Below are 19,703 nucleotides of genomic sequence, written 5' to 3' on the forward strand. Positions count from 1 at the left end.
GCCATGGACGAGTCGGACATCCGCGTCCGGCCGAACCCGCGCGGCACCAGGCCCCGGACGAAGGAGCGGCCCCGGCACTCGGACGCCGTCGCGGCCCAGGTGCTCACCGTCGACCGGGGGCGCTACACCTGCCTCGTCGGCGGGTTCGACCGCGACACCGGCGACGCGCCCGTCACCGGCCCGGCTCACGAGCGGGACGACTCGGGGCTGCAGGACACCGGCGTCCCCGGCACGGTCGTCGTCGCGATGAAGGCCCGCGAGCTCGGCAAGCAGGGCGTCGTCGTCGGGGACCGGGTCGGGCTCGTCGGCGACGTCTCCGGCCGCCCGGACACCCTCGCCCGCGTCGTCCGGGTCGAGGAGCGGGCGTCGCTGCTGCGACGCAGCGCCGACGACACCGACCCGGTCGAGCGGGTCGTCGTGGCGAACGCCGACCAGCTCTGCATCGTCCTCGCGCTCGCCGACCCGGAGCCGCGGCCCCGGATGGTCGACCGCTGCCTCGTCGCGGCCTACGACGCCGGGATGGACGCGCTGCTCGTGCTCACCAAAGCCGACCTCACCGCCCCCGACGCGTTCGTCGCCGGGTACGCGCCGCTCGACGTCCCGTACGTCGTCACGCGGCGGCGCCCGGACGGCGGCATCGAAGGGCTCGACGAGGTCCGGTCGGCACTGTCGGGGCGGGTCAGCGTGCTCCTCGGGCACTCCGGCGTCGGCAAGTCGACGCTCGTCAACGCGCTCGTGCCCGGGGCCACCCGGTCGGTCGGGGTCGTCAACGACGTCACCGGCCGCGGCCGGCACACCTCGACGTCCGCGCTCGCGCTGCGGCTGCCCGGCGGCGGCTGGTGCGTCGACACCCCGGGCGTCCGCTCCTTCGGGCTCGCGCACGTCGACCCGGACCGGATCATCGGGCACTTCCCCGAGCTGGCCGCCGGCACCGACGAGTGCCCGCGGGGCTGCTCGCACGACGAGGAGGAGTGCGGGCTCGACGCGTTCGTCGCGGCCGGCGGGGCCGGCCCGGCGGGCGTCGCCCGGCTGGAGTCGCTGCGCCGCCTCCTGCGGTCGAGGGCCGGCTCGCCGGAGGACCCGAAGGACGAGGTCCAGCACCTGTGAGGCCCGGTCCGCCCTGCCGGTGAGGGTCAGCCGAAGCTGTCGTGGTGCACCCGGTCGAGCTGGACGCCGTGCGTGCGCAGCAGGGCGGTCACCGCGTCCGTCATGACCGGCGGGCCGGCGACGTAGAAGTCGGCGTCCCCCAGGGCGGGGAGCCGATCGGCGAGCGGCTCCGTGACGAACCCGACCGCACCGCCCCAGCCGGCGTCCGGGGTCACGAGCGCGCCGTGCAGGTGCCCGTCCGGCATCGCCGCCGTGTGCTCGACGAGCTCGTCCCAGCACACGAGCTCGGCCCGGGTGGCCGCACCGTAGAAGACGTGGACGGGCCGGGAGACCCGTTCTGCGGCGGGGGTTCCGGCCTGCCCGGCGAGGTGCTGCGCGAGCGCCGAGATCGCCGAGATCCCGGTGCCGCCGGCGACGAGCACCGCCGGCCGGTCGCCGTCCCGCAGCCACATGTCGCCGTACGGGAGCTCGACGTCCACCTCCTCCCCCGGCGCGAGCGCGAACGCGCGCTCGCTGCCGGGCCGGCCGGGGTAGCGCTTGACGACGAACGAGACCTCGGTCGAGCCCGGCGGGCCGGCCATCGAGTAGCACCGGCGCAGCCCCGGCCCCAGCCCGAGGACGGCGTGCTGGCCCGGCCGGTAGACCGCCTCCCGGTCCAGCCGCAGCCGCAGCCGCACGATGTCCGGGGCCAGCTCCTCGCGCGTCTCGAGCCGGGCCCGGTGGTCCCGGGTCGGCCGCTCGGGCGTCGGCACGTCGTCCGCCCGCGGCGCCTTGACGACGAGGTCGCTCGTCGGCGCCGACTGGCACGCGACGACCCGGCCGCGCCGGGCGTCCCGGGGGTCGACGGCGGGCGCCGCCTCGAAGAGCAGCTGGGTCGTCCCCTCCACGACCTGGACCTTGCACGTGCCGCAGCCGCCCCACCCGCACTCGTACGGCAGCCAGACCCCGGCCCGGCGGGCGGCTCCGAGGAGCCGCTCCCCCGGTGCGACGTCGAACGACCGGTCCGTCCCGGCGAGGGTCACCCGGTGCGGCCGGGCCGCAGCGGCGGTGCCCGTCGCCGGGACGGATGCGGTCATCGGCTCACAGCCCCGCGGCGTCCAGCAGCGCGGCCCGCTCGGCGAGCGCCGCCTCGACGACGGTCGCCGCGGGGATCGGCTGCGCCGCGGCCCCGAACAGCGGTGCGAGGCCCTCGACGGCGGCGTCGGCGCGCGGCTGCCACGTCGCGAGCCAGCCCTGGACGACGTCCCGCATCGCCGGGTCCTGCGCGACGGCGTGCCGCACGAGGGCCGCCGTCCAGTCCCGGCTCCGCGCGGCGTCGAGCTGGAACTCGGCCATGAGCAGCGAGAGGTACTCGTCACCGCCCAGCGCGGCGAGCTCGGAGAGCCGGCCGTTGACGAGGGCGTCGACCACCGGCTTGACGGCGAGGTTGAGGGCGACGAACGCCTCTCCCCAGTCCCGGACGGCGAGGAGCTGCTCGAGCACCTGCCGCAGCGGCTGCCACGCCTCGCCGCGCTCCCACCGGTCGCGGGCGGTGGCCGTGGCGGCCAGGTCGTCGCCGTGGGCGTTCGCGAGGACCTTGACGGTGTAGGCGATCCGCTGGATCCGGCGCAGCTCGTCGGCCGCCTGGAAGTTCGCGCAGTTGATGATGAACGCCGTCGGCGCCATCTGCCCGACGTAGAGCCCGGTCATCTGCAGCACGTGCAGCGGGAACCGGAGCGGGACGAACAGGTCCCGCAGCGTCGCGACCCACGCCGGGTCGAGGTCCGCCGCGGACTCGGCCGTCTCGTGGTGGTCGGTGAGCAGGTCGACGTACGTCTCGCGCTCGTGCTGGAGCGTCACGTAGTCGGCGTAGGTGAGCTTGGCCGGGTCGCGGAAGCCCTCCCAGTCCGGGACGTTGAACGCCGAGCCCTCCCGGTGCTGCAGGTAGAACAGGTTGAACGGCGCCTGCGGGTCCATCTCGAACGGGGCGGGCTCGCGGCGGAAGTGGTAGTTGAACTTCGCCGCCGTGACGTCGTACGCGCTCGGGCGCTTCTTGACGTCGCCGAGCAGGCTCCAGGTCCGGTGCGGCCTGCGCTGGGACACTGCCATGTCAGTCCTGCCTCTCGAGGAACCAGACGACCTCGTCGTCGGTGAGCTTCATGCGGCCGGCGAACCCGGCGAGCTGGGGCTCGAGCTGGTGCAGCTTGAACGTGCGGCCGAGGGCGTCCTCGAGGCTGGCGCGCGTCATCCGGCAGACGTTCGGGGTGCCGATCCGGATGTAGCCGCCCTGGTCGTCGACGAGCACGTCGGCGTCGGGGTTGTCGGTCTCGATCGCCGTGATGACCGCCTCGGCGAGGTTGGGGTCGAGGCCACGGACGACCGGCCCCACCATCTTCACGTGCGTGTCCATGCTCGACCTCTCGGTGGTCACGTCTGGAACCGGTTGTGGTGTCGGACGCCGTCCTGCGGCACGGCGACGCGGATCTCGTCGGAGACGACCTGCACGGCGAACTCGTAGAGCTGGCAGCCGACGGGGTTGAGCCCCTTGCCCGTCGCCATGTCGAACTCCCAGCGGTGGCCGGGGCAGACGAGGACGTTCGTGTCGGGGTCCCACTCGCCGTCGGCGAGCAGCACCTCCTGGTGCGGGCACATGCCCTGGTAGGCCTTGACCGGCCCGCCCTCGAGGTGGACGAGGAGGACCTGCTCGTCGTCCACCTCGACGTCGAGGACGTCGCCCTCCCACAGGTCGCCGACGTCGGCGGCATTCACCCATCGGACCTGCCCGGTCATGCGTACACGACCTCCAGGACGTCCATCGGGGCGCAGCCGGTGGTGGCGATCGTCGAGTCGTCGGCGAGGACCGTGCCGTTCCAGCGCACCTTGAACGGGCGGTCCTGCGCGGCCACCCGCTTGCCGATGCCGTGGTAGGCGATCTTCTCGGCGACGACGGTCATCAGGTCGGTGTCGTCCACGGGCACGAGGACGACGACGAAGTCGCCCTCGACGATGCCCTGCACGGGGAACAGTGCCATGCGTGCTCTCCTTCGCTCGATGTCGTCTGCCGGGTGTCCGCGCTGCCGGGGCTACTGGCCGACGCCGCCGGCGACCGGCGCCGACGCGTACGCCCAGGCGTAGTTCGTGCCGTCCTGGCCGCACTCCTCGGGCGAGAGGCCCATGTAGGCGAGCGCACCAGGGATGGTCGGCGGCTGGATCACCCCGCCGAGGAACCGGTCGATGATCGACAGGTGGCCCTTGAACTGGCCGGGGTCCTGCTCGAAGACCCACTTGCACGGCTCGGAGCAGAACGTGTAGCGCCGTCCGTCGAGGTCGAGCAGCAGGGGCAGCGGGCTGCTCAGGTAGCCGGCGGCGTACCCGGCCGGGGTGCACAGCGGGATCTGGCAGGCGTTGCACACGACGGGGAACGTCTCCGGCAGCGTCAGCTCGGGGTGGCCGTCGCGGACGTTCTCGCCCATGACGTCCCAGTACTTGCCGAAGGAGGCGTTCCAGCCGGGGTACTTCTCCTCGAGCCAGGCGCGCTCCGCGGGGGCCGCACCGGCGACCGGGTTCCACCACACGGTGGGGCGCCAGTAGTAGACGCCGAGGTGGTAGGCGTGGTGCACCCAGTTCATCTCGTTGAGCAGCTGGTCCCAGTACCAGGGCGCCTCGAGCCCGAAGTCGCGGAACTGGTCGATGAACTGGGTGTTGATGAACTCCTCCATGAACTCCTTGAAGGAGTGCGTCCGGTGCTCCAGCGGCGTGTAGTAGTCCATGGAGAGCCCGGTGAGCAGGGCGAAGACCTTCCAGGCGCGCCAGAACATCCGGTCGAAGAGGTTCTGCGCGACGTCCTTCTTGCCGGCCGCGACGAGGATCTTCAGCGTCGGCTCGCCCTGCTGGGCGTGCCGGGCCTCGTCGGTCTGGATCGAGGAGATGAGCGCGCCGAAGTCGATGTCGCCGACCTTCATGGCGTCCGCGGCCATACCGAGGAACTGCAGGTTCGTGAACCCGGTCTCGAACGTGAAGGTCAGCTGGATCGCCATGGAGACGGCGTCGTTCGCGGTGAACATGTCGTCGAAGAGGTGACGGGCGGCGATCATGCCCCACTCGTTGGTGTGGTACGCCTTGTGCGCCCAGTCCAGCCGCGGTTCCTTGTTGAGCGCCTGGTACGGGAAGTAGGTCTGCAGCTGCCCGTGCCGGGTCTCGTCGAGGCAGCCGTAGGTGGCCATGTTGCGCCAGGAGGCCGCCCGCCCGAAGCGGGCCATCCGGGCCTCGCCGATCCCGGCCTGGTACTCGCCCACGGCGATCGCGCCGTAGTGCGCGAGGGTGGCCGCCATCCAGCCGGGCTCGAGGTTCTCGAAGATCTTCGAGCGGCCGACGACGTTGTTCACGGTGAACAGCCCGGCGTCCTTGCCGGCCTGGTTGTGCACGTACTCGGCGTACGTGATCTTGTACGGCTCGTCCCACGTCCACCAGTCCTGCTTCGGGACGCCGTACCCGTTCGACAGCAGCTCGGGGAAGACGTCCTCCTCGGTGACGTAGGAGAAGTCCCAGTTCATGTCCCGGGTGAGGTCGTACCAGTCGGCGCGGGGCAGACGCGGCATTGTCGCTCCTTCGATCCTTCGAGCCTCGACGCCAGCAGGGTCGCTGCGGGCCGCCGCGGCGCGCCATGCCCTCGCAGGGCCAGGAATGCCGTTCCGCTGGCCGGAACCGGCCAGGCGACAGACGGCGCATCACGGGGTCTAATGCCCTGGGTCGACCTGCCCGGGCGTGCCGTCCGGAGCTGCCGTCGTCCGCCGGCCGCACGGACGAAGGAGTCCTCGATGCCTCGACAGATGCCCGCACAGATGCCCGGACAGCTGCCTCGGCAGGTCGGTGCCACGGACGTCGCCCTCGAGGCGGGCGACCACGTGTGCGGCTTCTACTACGGGGACGACGAGCGTGACGCGATGCTGCTGCCGTTCCTGCGCGGCGGGCTCGAGGCGGGCGACAAGTGCCTGGCCGTCGTCGACTCGACCGCACCGAAGGACGTCATCGCCGGGATCGGCGAGGGACTGGACGTCGACGGGCTGCTCGCCTCCGGCCAGCTCGAGCTGTACGACTCGGACGAGACCTACCTGCGGACCGGCACGTTCGACCCGGAGCGGATGATCGAGTTCTGGGAGGACCACGCGGCCGCGGAGAGCGCGACGGGCCGGTTCGCCTTCGCCCGCGTCGTCGGCGAGATGTCGTGGCTGGAGCGGGTCCCGCCGCTGCGCGAGCACGTCGTCCGGTACGAGACGTGGGCCGACGGCTTCGCCGCGAAGTTCCCGCACGCGATCCTGTGCCTGTACGACCTGCGCCGGCTCGGCAGCGGGATCCTCCTGGACCTCATGCGCACGCACCCCAAGCTCCTGCTCGGCGGACTCGTCCTGGAGAACCCGCACCACCTCTCGGGCGACGAGTTCGCGGCCGCCCGCGCATGAGCCCCGGCGGTTCCGCCGTCGACGACCTCGCGACCCGCGAGCAGCTGTCGAGCCTGCGGGGCCTGCTCGCGATGTCGATCCTCATGATGGAGCGGCGCGACGAGCGCGAGGTCCTGCACCTCGCGGCGAGCGCGGTGCCCGGGCTCGTGCGCTGCCGGGCCGTCGGGGTGCACCTCGGCCCGGCCGGCTGGGAGGACGGCACGACGACGCTCGGCGGGGAGGGGCTGCGGGCCCGGGTCGCCCTGCAGCTCGCCGGGTGCCCGCGTTCGGGCGGCGCCGTGGACGTGCCCGGCGAGCCCTGGGCCTGGGCGCTCCCGCTGCGCAGCGTCGAGGAGCCGATCGGGCACCTGCTCGTCGCCGGCCCCGCGGAGCCGTCGCCGTCCGACCTGCTGCTGCTGCGCACCCTCGCCCAGCAGACCGGGATCGCGATCGCCAACGCCCGGCTGCACGCGAGCACCCGGACGACGAACGCGGCGCTCGCGGAGACCGTCGCCACCCTGCAGCGCAAGACGGCGATCCACGACCGGTTCACCCAGGTCGCGCTCGAGGGCAGCGGTCACGACGGGATCGTGCGCGCGCTGCACGAGCTGACCGGGCTGCCCGCCGGGATCGAGGACCGGTCCGGCAACCTGCTCTCCTGGGCTGGCCCGGAGGCGGACCGGCCGCGCCGGCCGTCGACGACGACCCGCCGCGAGCGGCTCGCGGACCGGGCTGCCCTGGCCGGCCGGCCGATCCGGGCCGACGGCCGGCTGTTCACCGTGGCGCGACCCCGGGCGGACGTCGTCGGCGTCCTGCTCCTCGTGGACCCCGACGGCACGGCGGGCGAGCCGGAGACCGTCGCGCTCGAGCACGGTGCGACCGTCCTGGCCATCGAGCTCGCGCGGCTGCTCAGCCTCGCGGAGACCGAGCTGCGGCTCGGCGTGGACCTCGTCGCCGACCTCATCGGCGGCACCGACGGCCAAGGGGCCTCCCGACGGGCGCAGGCCCTCGGGCACGATCTGACCCGGCCGCACCGGGTGCTCGTCGTGGGCAGCCGCGCGCACCGCGCCGAGCCCGACGCCCTCATGCTCGCCGTCCGCGAGGTGGTCGGCGGCGGCCGGCCGCCCCCGCTGCTCATGCAGCGCGGGAGCACCGTCGTCATGCTCGTCGCCGTCCGCTCCCCTGCCGACCGGACCCCGTGGGAGGACCTCGCCGAGCGGCTGCGCCGCACCCCGGCGGGCCGTGGCTGCCGGGTCGGGGTCGGCGGCCTGTGCGAGGCGCCCGAGGACTACCCCCGCTCGTACCGGGAGGGCACGCTGGCGCTGCGGCTGGCCGAGTTCAGCGGCGAGCAGGCCGCGACGGCGTACGACGAGCTCGGGGTCTACCAGCTGCTCTCCGAGGTCACCGACCCGAAGGGCGTCGACGCGTTCGTCCGGCGCTGGCTCGGGCCGCTCCTGGAGTACGACGCGCGCCGCGGCGCGAGCCTGGTCCGGACGCTGTCCCGGTACCTCGACGTCGGCGGCAACTACGACGCGACGGCCGCGGCGATGGCCCTGGGGCGCAGCACCGTGCGGTACCGGCTCTCCCGGATCCGGGAGATCTCCGGCCACGACCTGTCGGACCCCGACACCCGGTTCCAGCTCCAGCTCGCGTCCCGGGCGTGGTTCACGCTGCAGGCGCTCGCGGAGGGGTAGCGCGGCACGGTCGCGAGCCGCCGTCTCAGTCGGCCCGATCCCCCGTGAGCCGCTCGAGCCGCGTCCGCAGCGAGGGCACCCGGTGCCCGTTGCCGTGGAGCCCGATGTAGCGCTCCCCGAACGCCGCGAGCAGGGCGTCGTCGAGACGCCGGACGGCGCCGGGCGGGTAGCGGTAGTCCATGCGCTCGTTGAGGTCGAGCTTGTTCACCGGGCGCAGCACCTCGCTCAGCTCGTCGAGCGAGGAGATGCCGAGCTCGAGGAGCAGGCCGGAGATCCAGGCGTAGTGGTCGGTGCGCGACCAGCCGGCGTCCGTGTACTGCCCGGCGAGGAAGGCCGCGAGGTCGCGCGGCTCGATCCGCGGGTCGTCCGCCTCGGACGTGTCGACCGGGCCGGCCTGGAGCCGCTCGCGGATCTCGGAGAACTCCCGGTCCGCCAGCTCGAGCAGGCCGGCGGCGAGCGTGAAGCGGCGGTCGAACTCGCGGGCGTGCTCGGCCGGGACCCTGCCCTTGTACCGGATGTCGTGCTCGAACTCGGCCCACGCGTGCTGCAGCACCGTGCGGATCTGCACCGCCGCAACGGTTCCGCGGAGCTGCTCGTACCCGGGCTGCGCGGCCCGCTCGTCGTCGAGCGCGACGACGAGGTGCCGGCTCGAGTAGCCGAACCGGCCCTGGCTCGCGGTCTCCCGGCCCATGTCCCGGTCGTCGCGGACGGCGATCTGCTCGGCGAGCAGGCCGGCGACGGTGGCGACGTCCCCGAGGACGTACGTGACGACCCGGACCCCGATCTGGTCGGTGATCTCGGCGAGCGGGTCGGCGTACAGCGGGACCCCGTCGACCTCGCGCCCGGCCTTCTCGGCGAACGACTCGACGCTCTTCACCCGGCCGGTGATGTTGAGGTAGTTGATGCCGGCCTCGTCGAGGACGCCCGTCACGAGGTCGACCCAGGCCGCGCCCGCCGCCCTGATCTCCGGCTGCCGGGCGGAGTACTCGCGCACGGCGGCGAGCACCGGCCCCTCGTCGTCCGCCGGCGCCGCCGCCGCGTCCGGGCCTGCGGCAGCCGCCCGTGCCCCTCGTGCCAGCGGCACGAGGTCGGCGGGCAGCGTCGGCGTGACGATGTACCCGGTGTCGAGGTCGCCGTACGTCGTGACGTCGTCCCGCCGGCGCGCCGCGAACATCGCGACGTACGCGCAGAGGACGGCGTCCACCTGGTCCTCGACGACCCGCAGGTCGCTCTTGCGCCGGGCCGCCGCCACCGCCGCGACGAGCTCGCCCCAGGACGACGTGCTGAGGTCGAGCGGCGGGGTCGCGACCGCGAGCGACTCCAGGTGCCCCATGAGCGCGCCGAGCGCGGTGCGCAGCGACTCCAGGGTCCGGCCGGGCTTGTTCTTGTACTTGAGCGTGCGACCGAGCCGGAACAGCGCGACCGTCGACGGCTTGGGGTTGACCTCGATCGCGCGCCGGGCCCGCCGCGAGCGCGGGTTGAGGTCGAGGCCCAGCGCGGCGACGACGGCCGCGCCGCGGGGGGTCCCGGTGAGCTCGGGCTTGGACGTGTTCGACGGATGGGCACCGGCGTCGAACCGCGCGAAGTCCTTGTTGAGCGCGGCCTCGGCGGGCCGGTTGCCGGTCGCGTTGCGGACGACGAGGGGCGCGTTGACGGCGACGAGGCACTCCCGCGTCGTGAACGGCTTGAGCGCGTCGACGACCTCGGCGTCGGTGTGGACCGACTCGACGTGGACGAGCCGGCCGGAGCCGTCGAGGACGGCGAGCCCCGAGGTCCGGCGGTCGTCACGGGCGAGGTCGACTCCGACGAAGTGCACGCCGCCAGCCTGCCCTATCCGGGCCCCGGCCCCGCACGCGACGAGCCGCCGCGGCCCGGACCGCCGTCCGCCGTGCGCCGTCAGCGTGCTCAGGCGTCCACCGAGCCGCCGCACCGCCAGTAGACGCCGCCCTCGCGGTCGAGGAAACCCTCCTCGACGAGGTACCGGCGCAGCGCCGCGACGTCATCGTGGGCGGTGCGGAGGATCGCGTTGACCTCGGTCTCCGGGTAGTGCACCCCGGGCTCGAAGCGCTGCGCGAGGTGGTCGAGGACGACGAGGCGCTTGCTGTGCTTCGACGGGATCGAGGCGAGGCGGCCGTGCGCGTCGAGGAAGGCCCGCAGGACGACCTCGCGGTTGCGCAGCGCCTCCTCGAGCGGCACGCGTTCCATCACCTCAGGCTACGCGGGCCGCGGCCGGGGCGTGAGCCCGTCGTGCGGCCCTCGCCACCCCGCGGCGTCAGTTCGTGTTCGTCACCAGGTCCTGCCACACGGCCCGGGCCCCGCTGTCACCGGTGACCACGGTCCAGCCGATCGCGAGGAGCGCGGCGACCACGGCGACGACGATGCCCAGGGTGGCCAGCTGCGGCCGGTCCTTGAGCAGCACGAGGACCGCGGCCGCGGCCACGAGGAAGAGCGCGAAGAGAGGCAGCACCTTGCCGTACGCCGCGTGCGTCTCGGCGAGCTCGTTCGCCCCGAGCTTGCCGATGCGCTCGTAGAGCGCCAGGCCGGACTGCCGGGCGACGACCGCCGCGACGAGGACCACGACGTTCCCGGCCAGGACCCACCGGGCGTAGCCCCGCCAGGCCGGCCGGACCGCGACGGCCACCGTCGCGATGGCCATGAGCGGCAGCAGGACGACGACGGCGTGCACGGTCAGCGGGTGGATCGGCAGACCGGCGATGGTGTCGAACACGGGGAACCCCCAGGAGCAGGTGGACGGGGCGGAAGGACGCAGGCACCGCGGACGCGATGACGCTGCGTGATCCTAAACGCCCGCCCGCTCCCCGGGGTTCAACCGACGATCACTGCAGGGCCGGGGCCTGCCCTGATATGTAGGCACGTGGTGTCAAGGGGCAGGGTGGTGCGGCGCCCGGGGACCGTCGTTCCCGGGCGCCGCACCGTGTTGCCGGACGGCGTGACTGGCGGGGGCGCGCGTGTCGGTGTCGACGCGTCGTCAGTCTGATATGCGCGGGTTGGCTACCGCAGGACGGACTGTTCGGCTGCAGCGGATCGCGGGTCTAGCAATCGAGCGTGCGCCCACCGCGAAGTGGCGGCGGTCGTGCTCATAGGGCGTGTCGCGGGTCGCTGCCAGGCGCTGCCGCCTCCGTCGGTCATCGTCATCCGGACGTGTTGTCCTCCAACGCGTGCAGGCGCCGGAGTTGAGCAGGACCCCGTTCTCGGGGCCGCGGGTCAGTCCTCGAGGATGGCCAGGGACCAGCACCAGCCGGCGAGCTCGCGGGCGATCGCGGCGTTCGCGACGGTCGAGCGTTTGCCGCGGGCGTCGAAGTGCGCCCACCGGGCCGCCAGCCGGCGGTTCGCGCGCCGGCCCCTGTCGACCGCGGCGGGGCTGGCAGCCTTCCAGCGGCGACGTAGGTCCATCCCGGGTGCCCTGTAGGCGGGCCGGTGGTGCCAGGCCGCCTCGATCAGCAGCCGGCGGGCATGGCCGTTGCCGGTCTTGGTGATCCCGCCCTGGCTGCGGGTGGCGCCCGAGGACGACTCGGTGGGGACCAGGCCGAGGTAGGCGCCGATCGATCGTCCGGTGAACCGGCGCCAGTCGCCGATCTCTACCGCGAGCCCGAACCCGGTCAGCGTGGACACTCCCCGCAGGCAGCCCAGCCGGTGCACCAGCGGAGTGAACGTCGAGTCCGCGGCCAGGTCGGCGATCGCCTCGTCGAGCCGGTCCCGGCGGGCGACGGCGGCGAGCATGGTGTCGTAGGCAGTGTCGTAGGCCAGTTGCAGCGGGACGGACTCGAACCGCTGCGCGCGCAGCCACCGGTCGTGGATCCCGGTCCAGGCCTTTCCGCCGGACCAGACGATCCCCTGCCGCAGCAGCAGCTTGGCGACCCGGTGCCGGGCCGACATCAGATCCCCACGTGCGTCCTCCCGCGCCCGGACCAGGTCTCGGGCGGCTTCGGTGGCCGCATCCGGGATCGTGACTGCGACGATCTGCCCGGCGTGCAGCAGCCGGGCCAGGTGCCGCGCGTCCCGCACGTCGGTCTTGACCCGGTCCCCGCTGGGACGCATCAACTTCGACGGCGCCGCGACCTGCACATCCAGCCCACGACCGGTGAGGAACCGGGCCAGCCCGAACCCGGTCGGACCAGCCTCGTAGGTCGCCTTCACCGGCCCGGGAAGACTCTCGATCCAGGCTGCGACGTCCTCATATGCCGGCGTCAGCCGACGCTCGGTGATCTCTCCGGTCACCCCGTCAAGCGCGGAAGCGACCACCGACCGTGCGTGCACATCCAGACCCACACTCGTACGCTGAACAACCACTGGGGGCCTCCCACATCTGTGGCTCTACGGCCGGCCAACCCCGACCGCAACCCACGTTCACATGCGGTCGAGGCCCCCAGCCCGTTCCCCCATACCGTCTAGTCGTCCTCGGCCTCGCCGACCGGCGCGTGCGTGCCCGCGATCTTCTGCTCCCACGAGGCCTTGGCCCCGCTGTGCCCGACGGCGACGACGAGACCGATGGAGGCGATCGCCGCGAGGCTCACCGCGACGATGCTCACCGGGACGAGCACCCCGCCCTTGCGCGTCGCGAACCACGCGAGGACCGCCGTGAGGAGGAGGACGAGGGCGACGACCGGGATGCTCCCCCCGAGCTCGCCGTGCTCCTCGGCGACCTTCTCGCCGGCCTGGGACAGCCGGCCCTGGAGCGCCTCGCCGGACTGGTCCGCGACGACTGCGCTGACGAGGACGAGGGCGTCGGCCACGACGACCCAGCGCAGCGCGCCGCGCCACGGGGCACGGGCCGTGACGAGCACCGTGACGACGGCCATGAGCGGGAGGAGGACCACCACCGCGTGCACGACGAGGGGGTGGACGGGCAGGCCTGAGATGACATCGAACATGATCAGGACGCTAGGGAGCCCCGGGTCAACGGCACCCGGGCCGCAGGTCAACGCCAGGTATGCGCGCGTGCGCCGGCCGCCCCGCGACGGCGTCCCGGTCCGTCAGCCGGGACTTCGGGCCCCGGAGCGTCACGGTTCTGCGCGCAGCGCCCTCCGCGGCAGGCCGGTGGCGGTACCGTCGGCGGCAGATCTCCCAACGGTCGGTCCCGGCCGACCTGACGCCCTGCGAGGAGCCCGCGTGCCGGCCTACGACGACGACCTGCGTCTGGCCCATGTCATCGCCGACATGGTCGACTCGCTGACGACGTCGCGCTTCCTCGCCGCGGACCTGACGGTCGAGACCAAGCCCGACCTGACCCCCGTCAGCGACGCCGACCGGGCCGCCGAGGAGCTCATCCGCGAGCAGCTGCGGCGGACCCGCCCGCGCGACGCCGTCGTCGGCGAGGAGTACGAGCCGACCGGCCACGGCTCGCGGCGCTGGGTCGTCGACCCGATCGACGGGACGAAGAACTTCGTCCGCGGGGTGCCGGTCTGGGCCACCCTCATCGCGCTGCTCGTGGACGACGACCCGGTCGTCGGCGTCGTGTCGGCGCCGGCGATCAACCGCCGCTGGTGGGCCGCCCGCGGCACCGGTGCCTGGACCGGCCGCAGCCTGTCCTCGGCGCGCCGGCTCTCGGTGTCGAGGGTCGGCGACCTCTCCGACGCGTCCCTGTCGTACTCGTCGGTCTCCGGCTGGGACGCGCTCGGCCGGCGCGAGGAGTTCCTCGCGCTCGAGTCGACGGTCTGGCGCAGCCGGGCCTACGGCGACTTCTGGTCGTACATGCTCCTCGCCGAGGGGGCCGTCGACGTCGCGTGCGAGCCCGACCTGCAGCTGTACGACATGGCCGCCCTCGTCCCGGTCGTCGTCGAGGCCGGCGGCCGCTTCACCTCCGTCGACGGCGTGGACGGGCCGTTCGGGGGCAACGCGCTCGCGACGAACGGCCTACTGCACGACCAGGCGCTCGCCGCGCTCTCGCCGAAGGGCTGAGCGCCGGCCCGCGAGGCGCAGCACCCACGGCGCGAGCAGCAGGGCGTAGAGGTCGAACCACCCGTAGCCGCCGGCGGCGCCCGAGGGCGGGTTGCCCTGGCTCACGATGCCGAGCACCGGGTCCGCGGCCGCCCACGCCCACGTGCCGAGCGCCGTCCCGACGAGCTCGAGGTAGCTGACGACGACGAACGCGCCGACGTAGAGCATCCGGCTGCGGCCCCACGCGAGGAAGCCCAGCAGGCAGCAGAACCAGAAGGCGCCGAGCGCGTCCGGCCGGTCGGCGACGAGGCCGTGGGCGGCCCAGGCGCCGCCGACGACGACGGTCGCCGCGACGAGCGGACGGCGGTAGGCGTCGAAGAGCGCGGACCGGCCGAGCGCGAGGGCCGCGAGGTAGACGAGGCCGTGGCCCGGCGGGACGAAGAACGGGACGGTGCCGATCCGGTAGACGTACGCCTCGAGCAGCGGCGAGAACGTGTACTCGACGCACGTCGCGAGCGCGACGACGAGCAGCGTCTGGGTGCGCACGAGCGGTGTCTCGCGGCGCAGGAGCAGCCCGAGGACGGCCCAGGTCGTCACCCCGAGCGCGACCTGCCGGCCGATCTCGGCCGGTCCGGCGGACCACAGCGACCCGGGCTCCCCGGGACCGGGCGAACCGGGCAGCCGGACCGCGTCGAGGAGGAGGACGAGCCCGATCCAGCCGATGACGGCCACGGCGACCCCGAGGTCGCCCCTGCTGCGGGCGAGGAGCCCGGCTGCGCGGCGGCCGGAGGCGTCGTGGAGCACGCCCCCAGCCTGACAGACCCCTTAGTTGTTGAACAATCTGACTACATTGTGGAACGATCGTCAGATGCTGCGGCACCGGCTCACCGTCCTCGCCTCCGCCCTGTGCTTCAGCACGACCGGCACCGCGCAGGCCCTCGGCCCGGACGCCGCGTCCCCGGTCGTCGTCGGGGCGTCCCGCGTCGCGGTCGGCGCCGTGGGCCTGCTCGCCGTCACCTGGTGGATGCAGCACCGGGCCGACCGCACACGCGGCAGCGCCGCGCCCCGCCCCCTCGTCGCCCGCCTCGGGCTCCCGACCGGGCCCGGCGTCCGCGGCGCCGTGTGGCGGGCGGGCCTGGCCGTCGCGGTCTACCAGGTCGGGTTCTTCCTCGCGGTCCGGACGACGGGGGTCGCCGTCGGCACCGTCGTCGCCCTCGGCACGGCGCCGGTCCTCACCGGCGCGGCCGGCTGGCTGCTCGGGCACGGCCGGCCCGACCGGCGCTGGGCCGTCGCGACCGCGCTGGCCTGCGCCGGGCTCGCCGTCCTCGTGACAGGCGGGGCGTCCGCGCACGTCGCACCGGCCGGCGTCCTGCTCGCCCTGGTCGCCGCCGCGGCGTACGCCGCGTACACGGTCGCGGCGAAAACCCTTCTCACGGCGGGGGTCGGCGCCGAGTCCGCGATGGCCGCGGTCTTCGGCGCGGGTGCGGTCTGGCTGCTCCCGGCCTTCGCCCTGGCGCCCGTCGGCTGGGTCGTGACGCCGCGCGGCGCCGCCCTGGTGTTGTGGCTCGGCCTCGTGCCCACCACACTCGCCTACGTGCTCTTCGCCAGAGGACTCACGCACCTGTCCGCGGCCGAGACGACGACCCTCGTCCTGGCCGAGCCGCTCGCCGCCGCCTGCCTCGGGATCGGACTGCTCGGGGAGCCCGTCGGCCGGTCGACGCTCGTCGGCGGGGGGCTGCTCGTCACCGGGCTCGTCGCGGTCGCCGTCCGGCGGTCCGCGGCCGCCGGACCCGCGTCCGGGGCACTCGCGTGAGCCCCGCCAGCGGGCCGACCCAGGTCGACCGGCTCACCAAGGACCTGCGCTCGCGCGTGCTGTCCGGGGACCTGCCGCCCGGCCACCGGTTGCGCGAGGAGGCGCTCGCCGGGGAGTACGGCCTAGCCCGGCACACCGTCCGGGCGGCCCTGCGGGCGCTCGCCGCCCAGCGGCTCGCGGTCGTGGAGCCGCACCGCGGTGCACGGGTGGCGGCACTGGACGCCTCGGCCCTGCGCGACCTGTTCGAGCTGCGGGCCGCCCTCGAGGTCGAGGCGGCCCGGCTCCTCGCCGAGCGCCGTGGGCTGGACCCGTGGCCGGGCGAGGTGGTCGACGCCGCCGCCGCCCTCGACGCCGCGTGCGCCGCCACCGACCCCGACCGGGCTGCGGTCGACGCCGCCCACGCGGCGCTGCACCACGCGCTCGTCGCGGCGGCCGGCAGCCCGCGGATCACCGCGGCGCACTCCGGGCTCGAGCTCGAGAGCCGGCTGGCCCTCGTGCAGTCCCGCCGGACGCTTCCGGTGGACCGGATGGCCGTCATCCACCGGGACCTCCTCGACCGGCTGCGGACCGACGGCCCCGAGGCGCTGCGGCGCCACCTCCACGAGGGCGCCGAGCTCGCGGGGGGCCGGCCGGCCGGGTCGGCGTCCTGACCGGACGTCCGCGCGAGGGCGCCCGACGCGCCACAATGGCCCCGTGCGCATCTCCGCCAAGACCGACTACGCGATCCGGGCCGCCGCAGAGCTGGCCCTGGCCGAGCCCGGCACGTGGGTCAAGACGGAGTCCGTGGCCACGGCCCAGGACATCCCGCTGCCCTTCCTGCTGAACATCCTCGCCGAGCTCAGGACGGCGGGCATCGTCCGCAGCAGGCGCGGCGTCGACGGCGGGTACCAGCTCGCGCGCCCGGCTACCGCCGTCACCGTCGCCGACGTCATCCGGGCCATCGACGGCCCGCTCGCCAACATCGCCGGCAGCCGCCCCGAGGACGTCGAGTACCACGGCGCGGCCGTGGCCCTGCGCCAGACCTGGGTCGCGCTGCGAGCCACGATGCGGTCCGTGCTCGAGGACATCTCGCTCGCGGATCTGTCCTCCGGCACGCTCCCGCCCGCCGTCGACGCGCTGACCCGCGGTGAGGACGCCTGGAAGGCGCGACTCTGACCGCAGCGGGCCGGCACGGGCAGGACCAGCAGGACAAGCAGGGCAAGCACCAGCAACGGCAAAGACCAGCGGCCGGGATGCCTCTCGGCACCCCGGCCGCCTCACCTCCCCCAGGAGGTCTGGTTCCGGGCGCCCCCGTCGGGGCGGGCCCGGAGATCCGGGTGCGGGCGTCCTGCCCCGCTGCGTGGTCTCGACACCCAGTGCATCAGACTCGTCGGGCCGCCGCCCGTCGGGACGGCCGGGCCCGCCGCGTGCCGACCGTCAGAAGACGTCGGCCATCGCCTTGGTGAACGCCGGCAGGTCGTCGGGGTTGCGGCTGGAGACGATGGGACCGGGGCCGCCGGTGCAGACGACGACCTCCTCGTCGACCCACTCGGCGCCGGCGTTGCGCAGGTCGGTCTGCAGGCTCGGCCAGGACGTCACACGCCGGCCGCGGACGACGTCCGCCTCGACGAGCGTCCACGGCCCGTGGCAGATCACGGCGACGGGCTTGCCGACGTCCACGAAGGCCTTGGCGAACGCGACGGCCGTCGGGTCGGTCCGCAGCTCGTCCGGGTTGGCGACCCCGCCGGGCAGGACGAGCCCGTCGTAGTCCTCGACGCCGGCACGCGAGACCGGCAGGTCGACGTCGAACGTGTCGCCCTTGTCGAGGTGGTTGTAGGCCTGGACCGTCGTCCCGTCACCGGAGGCGACGAGCACGGGCTGCCCGCCCCCTTGCACGACGGCCTTCCAGGGCTCGGTGAGCTCGACCTGCTCGATGCCTTCGGAGGCGACGAGGAACGCGATCTTCTTGCCGTCCAGGGACACGGTTCTCCTCAGAAGTCCTGTCGTTCTCGGACTTCTCCACGCTCCCCCGCGGGCTCCGCGGGCGCATGTCGAGATGCCGTGGCCGCACGGCCCGGACCGTGGCTCAGGCGGAGACGCGGGACGGTTCGATGTGGTCGAGCCGGCGGCGGGACGCCTCGGGCAGGGTCGCCTCGACGCAGGCCGGGCACGCCGCGGCGGGGCGGGCACTGAAGTGCCGCTCCCAGAACACGGTCCAGCCGTTCATCCACTCGCCGCAGAGCGTCTGCCGGCTCCCGGGACGCCAGGCGTGCTGGGCGCCGTAGGGCAGCCAGGTGTTGGGCGCAGCGCCCGTGGAGCGGTCGCGCACCTTGTGCGTCGCGACGACGAAGAGCTCCTCCGACGCGGTACGCGACGCACTGTGGGCGAGAGTGAGGCTGGCAGCCATGACAGCGATCCTCCGATCCCGTGCCCCGCTGGATGTCGCCGTCGACACCTCCACCCGCGGTGGCACTGAGTGCCATCCTGACGGCACTCGATGCCAATTTCAAGGGCCCGGGTGACATCTCCATGCGACCATTTCGCCGGCCGTCACACCCGGGACCTTGAGCACCCCGACGGCAAACGCTTTCAACGACAGCCACTTTGACATCAAGAGATTGACGGCGCCATCATTCGAGGCGTCCGGGCGCGTCACCGGCGTCGCAGAAGCCGGACCGCCCGCCACGCATCCGCATGGCACTCAGTGCCAGTCTCGTGAACCCCAGGAGCACGGTCGCCGTCACCGACCCGACGGCCCGAGGACGGCCGTCGGGTCACGGGCGACGATCTGGCCCGGACGGCGCCCGCCGCGTCCACATGCCGGACACGGCGTACCGCAGGACGCACCAACGGCGGCGGCGGACGGCGTGTCGCGCCTGGGAGCGCTCTTGTGACGTCCGGCGGTGCACCGGGTCCGGAGTGTGGACGTCCCGGTCAGCGGTCCGGGGCATGTCGCCGGGTCGCGACGGGTGGCGGTCGGGCGGTCGGGCGGTCGGGGGCTTCGCCGCTGTCAGAGCGAGCGGCTGATGCGCTGCACGACGTCGTCGATGGGGTCGCCGGCGCGGAAGACGGCGACGACGACGTCCTCGCCGGCGGGGCCGGCGTCCGGCCCGCTCGGGCGCGTCGTCCCGCGGCCGGCGGTCTCGCGCGCCACGCGGGCGGCCTCCTCGGCGGACGGGGCCGCGTCGAAGGTCGCGGCGACCCAGTCGAAGGCGGCGTCGAGGGCGGGGAACGGGTCGTACCCGCCGCCGGCGCGCAGCCAGTCGCGCAGCACGGTGTTGTGGGCGGCGACGATCGCGGCGCCCGCGGTGTCCGCCCGCAGGACGCCGCCGGGGACGTCGCGCCACCGCGCCCGCAGCGACGACGAGAAGAGCCGCGTGTACTTGGAGACGCTCGCGGTCTCCCGGTCGCGCAGCGCGGGGACCGAGCGGGTCAGCCGGTACCGCTCGACCGAGATCACCGGCTCGTCGACGTAGCTGCGGAAGACCAGGCGGGCGCCCTCGCACACCGCGCGCAGCGGCGGCAGGGACGACAGCGCCTCGAGCAGCGCCTCGGCCTCGCGGGCGATGAGCTCGTGGTCGGGGAAGATCGCGTCGTCCTTGGACCGGAAGTACCGGAAGAACGTCCGGCGGCCCACGCCCGCCCGCTCGGCGATCGCGTCGACGGTCGTCTGCTCGTACCCGCGTTCGGCGAACAGCCCCCGCGCCGCAGCGGCGATCCGGGCCCTGGCCTGCTGCGGGCCCGTCGCGGGTGCCGGGACGGTCGACGCCATGGTCCGACCGTACCGAGGCGCGT

22 protein-coding genes are annotated in these 19,703 nt (G+C 74.1%); 7 read left to right on the plus strand and 15 right to left on the minus strand.

Going from position 1 to position 19,703, the window contains the following annotated elements:
• Positions 1-3 precede the first annotated feature (3 nt).
• Entirely contained in the window at positions 4-1,107 is a 1,104-nt protein-coding gene (gene rsgA, locus EDJALFJO_RS17535; protein ID WP_088287584.1) for a ribosome small subunit-dependent GTPase A, read from the plus strand.
• A 26-nt stretch (positions 1,108-1,133) separates the two neighbouring features.
• Here rsgA and EDJALFJO_RS17540 read toward each other — a convergent pair whose 3' ends face one another.
• From EDJALFJO_RS17540 to EDJALFJO_RS17565, 6 genes are read right to left on the minus strand one after another with little or no spacing between them, the layout of a single operon-like run.
• Positions 1,134-2,183, minus strand: coding sequence for a 2Fe-2S iron-sulfur cluster-binding protein (locus EDJALFJO_RS17540; RefSeq protein WP_088287586.1), 1,050 nt, complete (start codon positions 2,181-2,183; stop codon positions 1,134-1,136).
• Between the two features lie 4 nt (positions 2,184-2,187).
• Positions 2,188-3,195, minus strand: coding sequence for a toluene hydroxylase (locus EDJALFJO_RS17545; RefSeq protein ID WP_088287587.1), 1,008 nt, complete (start codon positions 3,193-3,195; stop codon positions 2,188-2,190).
• A gap of 1 nt (position 3,196) precedes the next feature.
• Entirely contained in the window at positions 3,197-3,517 is a 321-nt protein-coding gene (locus tag EDJALFJO_RS17550; RefSeq protein WP_233149924.1) for an MmoB/DmpM family protein, read from the minus strand.
• Positions 3,514-3,876 (minus strand): Rieske 2Fe-2S domain-containing protein, encoded by a 363-nt coding sequence (locus EDJALFJO_RS17555; RefSeq protein ID WP_088287588.1) that lies wholly within the window; start codon positions 3,874-3,876, stop codon positions 3,514-3,516. The genes EDJALFJO_RS17550 and EDJALFJO_RS17555 overlap by 4 nt, the downstream gene beginning before the upstream one ends.
• The gene (locus tag EDJALFJO_RS17560) at positions 3,873-4,118 is read right to left on the minus strand and encodes a toluene-4-monooxygenase system B family protein (protein WP_088287589.1); all 246 of its coding nucleotides are present in this window, start codon (positions 4,116-4,118) and stop codon (positions 3,873-3,875) included. Before EDJALFJO_RS17560 ends, EDJALFJO_RS17555 begins: the two co-directional genes overlap by 4 nt.
• Before the next feature lie 51 nt (positions 4,119-4,169).
• Positions 4,170-5,684, minus strand: a complete 1,515-nt coding sequence (locus EDJALFJO_RS17565; protein ID WP_088287591.1) for a YHS domain-containing protein — start codon at positions 5,682-5,684, stop codon at positions 4,170-4,172.
• A 219-nt stretch (positions 5,685-5,903) separates the two neighbouring features.
• Between EDJALFJO_RS17565 and EDJALFJO_RS17570 the strand changes: the two genes are divergently transcribed.
• Both EDJALFJO_RS17570 and EDJALFJO_RS17575 read left to right on the plus strand, forming a co-directional pair.
• Positions 5,904-6,545, plus strand: coding sequence for an MEDS domain-containing protein (locus EDJALFJO_RS17570; RefSeq protein ID WP_158220468.1), 642 nt, complete (start codon positions 5,904-5,906; stop codon positions 6,543-6,545).
• Positions 6,542-8,218, plus strand: coding sequence for a CdaR family transcriptional regulator (locus EDJALFJO_RS17575; RefSeq protein WP_088287594.1), 1,677 nt, complete (start codon positions 6,542-6,544; stop codon positions 8,216-8,218). The genes EDJALFJO_RS17570 and EDJALFJO_RS17575 overlap by 4 nt, the downstream gene beginning before the upstream one ends.
• 25 nt (positions 8,219-8,243) lie before the next feature.
• On the opposite strand, the gene EDJALFJO_RS17580 is transcribed toward EDJALFJO_RS17575, so the two are convergent.
• The 5 genes from EDJALFJO_RS17580 to EDJALFJO_RS34410 all read right to left on the minus strand — a co-directional run bounded on the left by EDJALFJO_RS17580 (position 8,244) and on the right by EDJALFJO_RS34410 (position 13,110).
• A complete protein-coding gene (locus EDJALFJO_RS17580; protein WP_088287635.1) occupies positions 8,244-10,034 on the minus strand; it encodes a DUF429 domain-containing protein in 1,791 nt (596 codons plus the stop codon).
• Positions 10,035-10,123: 89 nt separating this feature from the next.
• Positions 10,124-10,423, minus strand: coding sequence for a DUF2087 domain-containing protein (locus EDJALFJO_RS17585; RefSeq protein WP_088287596.1), 300 nt, complete (start codon positions 10,421-10,423; stop codon positions 10,124-10,126).
• A gap of 67 nt (positions 10,424-10,490) precedes the next feature.
• Complete coding sequence (locus EDJALFJO_RS17590; protein ID WP_088287598.1) at positions 10,491-10,946, minus strand: DUF2231 domain-containing protein; 456 nt, start codon at positions 10,944-10,946, stop codon at positions 10,491-10,493.
• A 497-nt stretch (positions 10,947-11,443) separates the two neighbouring features.
• Positions 11,444-12,529 (minus strand): IS110 family transposase, encoded by a 1,086-nt coding sequence (locus EDJALFJO_RS17595; protein WP_369812549.1) that lies wholly within the window; start codon positions 12,527-12,529, stop codon positions 11,444-11,446.
• A gap of 98 nt (positions 12,530-12,627) precedes the next feature.
• On the minus strand, positions 12,628-13,110 hold the full coding sequence (locus EDJALFJO_RS34410; protein WP_088287602.1) for a DUF2231 domain-containing protein: 483 nt from the start codon (positions 13,108-13,110) through the stop codon (positions 12,628-12,630).
• A gap of 286 nt (positions 13,111-13,396) precedes the next feature.
• Between EDJALFJO_RS34410 and hisN the strand changes: the two genes are divergently transcribed.
• On the plus strand, positions 13,397-14,137 hold the full coding sequence (hisN, locus tag EDJALFJO_RS17605; protein ID WP_369812551.1) for a histidinol-phosphatase: 741 nt from the start codon (positions 13,397-13,399) through the stop codon (positions 14,135-14,137).
• Here the strand turns inward: hisN and EDJALFJO_RS17610 are convergent.
• Positions 14,093-14,920, minus strand: coding sequence for a hypothetical protein (locus EDJALFJO_RS17610; RefSeq protein WP_088287605.1), 828 nt, complete (start codon positions 14,918-14,920; stop codon positions 14,093-14,095). The two genes, hisN and EDJALFJO_RS17610, sit on opposite strands and share 45 nt — an antisense overlap.
• A gap of 64 nt (positions 14,921-14,984) precedes the next feature.
• On the opposite strand from EDJALFJO_RS17610, the gene EDJALFJO_RS17615 reads away from it, so the two are divergent.
• From EDJALFJO_RS17615 to EDJALFJO_RS17625, 3 genes are read left to right on the plus strand one after another with little or no spacing between them, the layout of a single operon-like run.
• A complete protein-coding gene (locus EDJALFJO_RS17615; RefSeq protein WP_088287607.1) occupies positions 14,985-15,929 on the plus strand; it encodes a DMT family transporter in 945 nt (314 codons plus the stop codon).
• The gene (locus EDJALFJO_RS17620; protein WP_158220469.1) at positions 15,926-16,579 is read left to right on the plus strand and encodes a GntR family transcriptional regulator; all 654 of its coding nucleotides are present in this window, start codon (positions 15,926-15,928) and stop codon (positions 16,577-16,579) included. Before EDJALFJO_RS17615 ends, EDJALFJO_RS17620 begins: the two co-directional genes overlap by 4 nt.
• A 43-nt stretch (positions 16,580-16,622) precedes the next feature.
• On the plus strand, positions 16,623-17,084 hold the full coding sequence (locus tag EDJALFJO_RS17625) for an Rrf2 family transcriptional regulator (protein WP_088287610.1): 462 nt from the start codon (positions 16,623-16,625) through the stop codon (positions 17,082-17,084).
• Between the two features lie 261 nt (positions 17,085-17,345).
• Here EDJALFJO_RS17625 and EDJALFJO_RS17630 read toward each other — a convergent pair whose 3' ends face one another.
• The 3 genes from EDJALFJO_RS17630 to EDJALFJO_RS17640 all read right to left on the minus strand — a co-directional run bounded on the left by EDJALFJO_RS17630 (position 17,346) and on the right by EDJALFJO_RS17640 (position 19,680).
• Positions 17,346-17,891, minus strand: a complete 546-nt coding sequence (locus EDJALFJO_RS17630) for a type 1 glutamine amidotransferase domain-containing protein (RefSeq protein ID WP_233149926.1) — start codon at positions 17,889-17,891, stop codon at positions 17,346-17,348.
• Between the two features lie 103 nt (positions 17,892-17,994).
• Positions 17,995-18,315 carry a hypothetical protein gene (locus EDJALFJO_RS17635; protein ID WP_088287611.1) on the minus strand — a complete coding sequence of 107 codons (321 nt, stop codon included), beginning with the start codon at positions 18,313-18,315 and terminating at the stop codon, positions 17,995-17,997.
• 603 nt (positions 18,316-18,918) lie between these two features.
• On the minus strand, positions 18,919-19,680 hold the full coding sequence (locus EDJALFJO_RS17640) for a TetR family transcriptional regulator (RefSeq protein ID WP_088287613.1): 762 nt from the start codon (positions 19,678-19,680) through the stop codon (positions 18,919-18,921).
• Positions 19,681-19,703 lie beyond the last annotated feature (23 nt).

Origin of the sequence: Kineosporia sp. A_224, from assembly GCF_002198655.1 — a bacterium.
In the GTDB taxonomy this organism is placed as follows: domain Bacteria; phylum Actinomycetota; class Actinomycetes; order Actinomycetales; family Kineosporiaceae; genus R-H-3.

Coding starts and splice junctions, on each gene's coding strand:
- EDJALFJO_RS17585 (WP_088287596.1), bottom strand. CDS start 10,423: ATGGAACGCGTGCCGCTCGAGGAGGCGCTGCGCAACCGCGAGGTCGTC.
- EDJALFJO_RS17635 (WP_088287611.1), bottom strand. CDS start 18,315: ATGGCTGCCAGCCTCACTCTCGCCCACAGTGCGTCGCGTACCGCGTCG.
- EDJALFJO_RS17640 (WP_088287613.1), bottom strand. CDS start 19,680: ATGGCGTCGACCGTCCCGGCACCCGCGACGGGCCCGCAGCAGGCCAGG.
- hisN (WP_369812551.1), top strand. CDS start 13,397: ATGGTCGACTCGCTGACGACGTCGCGCTTCCTCGCCGCGGACCTGACG.
- EDJALFJO_RS17615 (WP_088287607.1), top strand. CDS start 14,985: ATGCTGCGGCACCGGCTCACCGTCCTCGCCTCCGCCCTGTGCTTCAGC.
- EDJALFJO_RS17560 (WP_088287589.1), bottom strand. CDS start 4,118: ATGGCACTGTTCCCCGTGCAGGGCATCGTCGAGGGCGACTTCGTCGTC.
- EDJALFJO_RS17545 (WP_088287587.1), bottom strand. CDS start 3,195: ATGGCAGTGTCCCAGCGCAGGCCGCACCGGACCTGGAGCCTGCTCGGC.
- EDJALFJO_RS17575 (WP_088287594.1), top strand. CDS start 6,542: ATGAGCCCCGGCGGTTCCGCCGTCGACGACCTCGCGACCCGCGAGCAG.
- EDJALFJO_RS17555 (WP_088287588.1), bottom strand. CDS start 3,876: ATGACCGGGCAGGTCCGATGGGTGAATGCCGCCGACGTCGGCGACCTG.
- rsgA (WP_088287584.1), top strand. CDS start 4: ATGGACGAGTCGGACATCCGCGTCCGGCCGAACCCGCGCGGCACCAGG.
- EDJALFJO_RS34410 (WP_088287602.1), bottom strand. CDS start 13,110: ATGTTCGATGTCATCTCAGGCCTGCCCGTCCACCCCCTCGTCGTGCAC.
- EDJALFJO_RS17540 (WP_088287586.1), bottom strand. CDS start 2,183: ATGACCGCATCCGTCCCGGCGACGGGCACCGCCGCTGCGGCCCGGCCG.
- EDJALFJO_RS17565 (WP_088287591.1), bottom strand. CDS start 5,684: ATGCCGCGTCTGCCCCGCGCCGACTGGTACGACCTCACCCGGGACATG.
- EDJALFJO_RS17570 (WP_158220468.1), top strand. CDS start 5,904: ATGCCTCGACAGATGCCCGCACAGATGCCCGGACAGCTGCCTCGGCAG.